We start from the raw sequence: 3,054 nt of genomic DNA on the forward strand, positions 1-3,054 counted from the left end.
ACGGATGATGGTGATCATCATGCGTCCGGCAGTCAGAAAGGTACTGCCCATGCCCCTGGCCACGATGGCAATGCCCCGGCAGACCGGAATGAGTCCTTTGAACTGGGTCGAGAGATACTTCGAGACACTGCCGGCTTTGCTAATGCCCGTGGCAATAGAGTTGAAAGTACCAAAAGCCCTGCCGCCGACCGTCAGCACCCGCCCCAGGGTGGAACCGAAGAGCTGGAAGGTCACGATGCCAAAAGCCACCTGGCCAATCAGCGTTTTCTGTTCCGGTGTAAGCGCACGGAACCAGGCAGCCAGTTCCTTGACGCGCATCGACATGGCCTTGAAGTACGGCGTAAACGACACTGCTAAATCCATGCCGGCATTCTTCAGCTGGTTCATGGCAATCTGCATCTGCTCCGACGGGGTCAGCATCTTCTCATAGGCTTCCCGGGTCATGCCGGCAGACTGGGCCATCTGGTCCATGACCTTATCGAAGTCCCCGGCTCCCTTGCCCGTCAGGACCAGGATGCTGTTCAGGCCCTCGACAGAGCCAAAGAGCTGGGCCATCTGCTGGGCATCGCCGCCTGTCGCCCGCTTCACTTCGTCCAGGAACTTCACCCAGCCCACGCTCTGCAGATGAGCCGCATTGAACTCAAGGCCAAGGGACTGAGCCAGTTTCGCCGCTTCGGCAGACGGCTTCAGGATGTTGCTGTAAGCCGCCTTGAGTCCGTTAATGGCCTCGCTGGTCCGGATACCGTTCTTGGTCAGGACGGCGATGGAACCGAACAGTTCCTGGGTACTGACATTGAGCTGTGCCGCAATGGGGATGACATTGCCCATGGACTGGGCCATCTCGCCAAAGGATGTCTTGCCGAAGTTCTGTGCCAGGAGCATCTGGTCCGTCACCGCCGTGGCTTCTTCTGCCGATTTTCCATAGGCATTGAGGACCGTGGTCACACCGTTAACGGCAGTCGTCGTGTCGGTGAAGCCGGCTTTCGCAGCAATTGTCATGTCTTTGACAAAGCCCACGGCATGGGCCGCATCGACACCAGCGGAAATGGCCTGGTAGACCGATTCCGAAAGATCAGCGACACCTGCGCCCGTTTCATCGCTGACAGCACGAATCTCATCACTGACCTTCTGCATGGAAACGACCGTCGTGTCGACCAAAGTCGAAATCTTGGCGATACCGTTGGCAAAGTCGCTGTGCAGCTTGAAGCCTGCCGTTGCGGCTGCCAGGAGGGGGGCTGACAGCAGGGCCATCTTGTCTGATAAGCCGGAAATCTTGCTTCCCGTCTGCTCGATGCTCTTCGCCGTCCGTTTCTGGATGCGCTCATGCTCCGTCAGCTTGTCCGACAGTCCGCTGACCGATTGTTTCGCCGCCGCCATCTGGGTCTTCATGGTCCCCAGGCTGGCATTGACGCTACGCACGGTCGGCGTGAACAAATCCCGCAGCCGGATGGCGGCATCGATGACATTATTGGCCATGCTGTTTCACCTCTCAATGTTGTTACAGATATTAAAAATATAGTAAGATAAAAGAAGTCTATCGTTACGGAGGAATTCCAATGCGCTATTTCAATGAAACAGAAAAAAGATTAGCTGAACGATATCACCATATGGAGCTTGGTACTTGCAAAATCTGTGAAGAATGTCACAAGAAAGAACATTTATCCTTACCGATTGGCTGCTGGTGCGTAGGTTCCGATTTTAATAAAACTTCCAAGAGAATTCTATTTGTCGGTAAAAATGCCAGAAACAATCCCGGCACGATTGAAGACGGCTTTCGCAATCCCTTTCAATATACCCGTGAATCTCTGTGGAACAAAAGCTGGCCATATTGGAGCTATACTCGTGCTATCACTCAGAGAATATTCGGTGACGATTCTATAGAACACATCGCATTTACCAATATTGTCAAATGCAACAATTCCGGAGGAAAGGATACTACCTCAGATTTTGTAAAATCCAACTGTATCCTAAACCTAAAAGTCCTTCAGCAGGAATTAAAGGTAATACATCCTACTCATATCATTTTTTATACAGCTTGGTATTATGACGATTACATACCTAACGTTTTTGACCGTTATAATATTCATTACAACGGTTCTAAAGATATTGGGAAAAGAAAAATGCCCTGGCAGGAAGCCATTTCCACTCTGGGCAATCAAACCTTTCATGTACTACGTGTCGGCCACCCACAATGCAAGAAAAAGAGCGACTTCGTCTATGAAATATCTAAGTGGCTTGAGCTTGCCTTATGACTTTATGGCAGATAGCCGTATTTTCAGCAGTTAATCCGATAATGCTGAAGATACTTTTTTATTGCGTTCTTCCATCTCATAGCGGATGAAGGCATACAGCACCTGCCGTTCGCCGTATCCCAGTTTCATGACCGCTGACGGCAGCAGGTGATGCTCCCGGAACAGGAGATACATCGCCTGCACTTCGCCATCGGTCTGGATCAGTTTTTTACGGCTTTATCCACCTTTTCCTGGGTCGTATAGCCGTTAAGTTCTATAATCTGCGCCGTAAGGTCGGCAATCTCGCCTGCCAGGAAGAGCTTGCGGATGATGTCACCAGGGAGTACGGCCCCGAATTTTTCCAGCAGGTCCTTGTTCTTGAGGTCCGGGTCTGCAATCCCCGCCAGGAGCGTCTGGGTCTGCATCTGATAAATGTCGATGTTATCGGCGCTGCCGTTGGTAAAGTCCACGGCCATCTTCTGGATATCGGCGTAGCGTTCCGGGTCGATGGCCCGGAGCGTGATGATAAAATCGAATCCGAACAGCTTCGAGAGCCGTTCCATCTTCACTTTCTTCTGAGGCCGTTCGGCCAGCTTGTTCACTACATCTGCTTTCAGCAGTCGGTCTACCATATTCATGTGCTTGTTCTCCTTATGCTAAATCCAAGAGATCCCAATCCGAGAAGGTGAAGCTGTAGCTTTCCTCGCCCATCTTGTCCACTTCCCAGTCGGCCAGGATCAGGCTGTCAAAGGTCGCATCCTTGATGACGATGCGTTCGCTGCCAATGGCGTCCTTATCGTCAAGGACGGATACGATGGTCACG

General features: G+C 51.6%; 5 protein-coding genes. 1 reads left to right on the plus strand and 4 read right to left on the minus strand.

The window, feature by feature from the left end:
- The coding region (locus ACR0QW_RS10835) for a phage tail tape measure protein (RefSeq protein ID WP_432643643.1) at nucleotides 1-1,476 on the minus strand (1,476 nt) is incomplete at its 3' end.
- 80 nt (nucleotides 1,477-1,556) lie between these two features.
- Here ACR0QW_RS10835 and ACR0QW_RS10840 point away from each other — a divergent pair.
- Nucleotides 1,557-2,252, plus strand: a complete 696-nt coding sequence (locus ACR0QW_RS10840; protein ID WP_432643644.1) for a hypothetical protein — start codon at nucleotides 1,557-1,559, stop codon at nucleotides 2,250-2,252.
- A 30-nt stretch (nucleotides 2,253-2,282) separates the two neighbouring features.
- Here the strand turns inward: ACR0QW_RS10840 and ACR0QW_RS10845 are convergent, their stop codons facing one another.
- From ACR0QW_RS10845 to ACR0QW_RS10855, 3 genes are read right to left on the minus strand one after another with little or no spacing between them, the layout of a single operon-like run.
- Nucleotides 2,283-2,426, minus strand: a complete 144-nt coding sequence (locus ACR0QW_RS10845; protein WP_014128967.1) for a hypothetical protein — start codon at nucleotides 2,424-2,426, stop codon at nucleotides 2,283-2,285.
- 26 nt (nucleotides 2,427-2,452) lie between these two features.
- On the minus strand, nucleotides 2,453-2,869 hold the full coding sequence (locus ACR0QW_RS10850) for a phage tail assembly chaperone (RefSeq protein ID WP_432643645.1): 417 nt from the start codon (nucleotides 2,867-2,869) through the stop codon (nucleotides 2,453-2,455).
- A 13-nt stretch (nucleotides 2,870-2,882) separates the two neighbouring features.
- Nucleotides 2,883-3,053 (minus strand): phage tail tube protein, encoded by a 171-nt coding sequence (locus tag ACR0QW_RS10855; protein WP_432643646.1) that lies wholly within the window; start codon nucleotides 3,051-3,053, stop codon nucleotides 2,883-2,885.
- Nucleotide 3,054 lies beyond the last annotated feature (1 nt).

The organism is Acidaminococcus sp., assembly GCF_050873445.1.
Classification (GTDB): Bacteria; Bacillota; Negativicutes; order Acidaminococcales; family Acidaminococcaceae; genus Acidaminococcus.

Excerpts from the sequence above, each read along its gene's own strand:
- ACR0QW_RS10850 (WP_432643645.1), bottom strand. The coding sequence starts at position 2,869 with ATGAATATGGTAGACCGACTGCTGAAAGCAGATGTAGTGAACAAGCTG.
- ACR0QW_RS10845 (WP_014128967.1), bottom strand. The coding sequence starts at position 2,426 with ATGTATCTCCTGTTCCGGGAGCATCACCTGCTGCCGTCAGCGGTCATG.
- ACR0QW_RS10840 (WP_432643644.1), top strand. The coding sequence starts at position 1,557 with ATGCGCTATTTCAATGAAACAGAAAAAAGATTAGCTGAACGATATCAC.